This is a genomic window from Kitasatospora sp. NPDC001175 (genome assembly GCF_053598215.1).
The window spans coordinates 1-1,690 of record NZ_JBSFJU010000209.1 but is presented as its reverse complement, the minus strand read 5'-3'; the positions used below and the strand labels follow the sequence as shown (position 1 = coordinate 1,690).

At 72.8% G+C, this 1,690-nt stretch carries 1 protein-coding gene; it reads right to left on the bottom strand.

Features of this window, described 5'->3' with window-relative positions; translation table 11 throughout:
• The coding region (locus tag ACWDAK_RS41195; protein WP_427396354.1) for a condensation domain-containing protein at positions 1–1,550 on the bottom strand (1,550 nt) is incomplete at its 3' end.
• Positions 1,551–1,690: the final 140 nt, after the last annotated feature.

The following is a 1,690-nucleotide window of genomic DNA, read 5'->3' as shown; positions in this document are numbered from 1 at the left end:
GCCACCGCCACCAGCCGCTCCGGGCCCACCCCGCGGGCGATCAGGGCATGCGCCAGCCGGTTCGCCCGCGCGTCCAACTCCGCATACGTCAGCGACGCATCCGACCCCACCACCGCTACCGCGTCCGGCATCGCCCGAACCTGCGCCCGGAACACCTCCAGCAGGCTCTCGGCCGAGGCCCGGGCCACCGGACCGGCGCCCAGCGCCAACAGCTCACGCTCCTCGCCCACCGTCAGCAGACCGATCCGGCCGACCGTCTCCTGCGGGTCGCAGTCCGCCACGCTGTCCAGCAGCGCGAGCAGGCGCCGCTGATGAACGGCGAGTTCATCGTCGCTCCATGCCTGGGGAGCGCCTTTGAGTTCGACCTGGAGATCACTGCCTCCCCGCCGACCCGTAACCCAGAGGGACAGTCCGGTGGTCGGTTCCGGGAGCAGGTAGTGCAGCGTGGCGGGATGCCCTGCGAAGCTCGGCGGGGAGTCGAAGACCATGATGTTGACGACGAGCGGGAACGCCGACCCGGTGGCGCCGGGCACGCCGAGGTCCCGGAACAGGTCCTCGCTGCGGTAGCGCTGGTGCGCGAGGGCCGCGTCGGCCTCCTGTGCCGCCTCGGCGACGAGGTCGTGCCACCGCGTGTCCGGTCGCACCGGCAGACGCAGGGGCACCACGTTCGACACCGCGCCGGGCGAGGACATCAGGGCGCGGTCGGCCCCCTCGCGCCCGGTGACGGGAAGGCCGATCACCACGTCCTCGTCCCCGGTCAGCCGGTGCGCGTAGAGAGCCGCCGCCGCGATCAGCGGGCGGGACCAGTGGGCTTCGGTCTGCGCTGCCGCCGCTCGCAGCGTGTCCACGCGGAGCAGCGCCGGTTCCGCCGCGGGGCACAGGCCGCTCCGGCTACGCGGAGCCCGGCCGGTGAGCTGAGTCGGTTCCGGCCGGTCCGCGAACCGCTCCATCCAGTACGAACGGTCGGAGGTGAACTGTCCCGAGGCGCGGTAGTCGGCGTCACTGCGGATCAGGTCGTCCAGTGAACGGAACGGCGACGGCGGGACCGGGCCGCCTGCGGCCAGCGCCGTGTACGTCCGCGTGATCCGCCGCCGGACGAGGGAGACGCCGAACCCGTCCATCACCAGGTGGTGGTAGTTCTGGTACAGGAGGTGGTGCACCGGCGAGAGGCTGATCAGCGCGAAGCTGAAGAGCGGATCGCGGGCGAGGTCCAGCGGACGCATCCGGTCGCGGGCCATCCACGCCAGGGCCGCCGCCCGGGGTTCGGGCTCCGAGCTCAGGTCGAGCCGGGTCGGCTCCCAGGCCCATGCCCCGCGGACGACCTGACGCGGATCCTGCCCGTCGTCGACGAAGCTCACGTGCAGCGCGTCGATCTCACCGACCACCCGGCGCACCGCGGCCTCGAAGAGCTCCGGATCGACCGGACCGTGGACCTCCAGGTAATCGCCGATGCGGTAGACGTCGAGCGCTGTCCGCGCGCCCTGCTCGGCAAGCCAGATCTCACGCTGAGCCGCTGTCAGGGGAAGGGCGTCGCCGTCGCGACGAGACATGGGGGTACCTCCAGGAGTGTGGGCCGGCGTGTTCGTAGGCCGCGCCGGGAGCGCGCCGGCCGCGGTGACGTCACGCGGTCGGCGGGCTGGTGGCGCGCTGTGCTGCGGTCAGGAGGCGACGAGGTCGCCGGCCTGGAGCT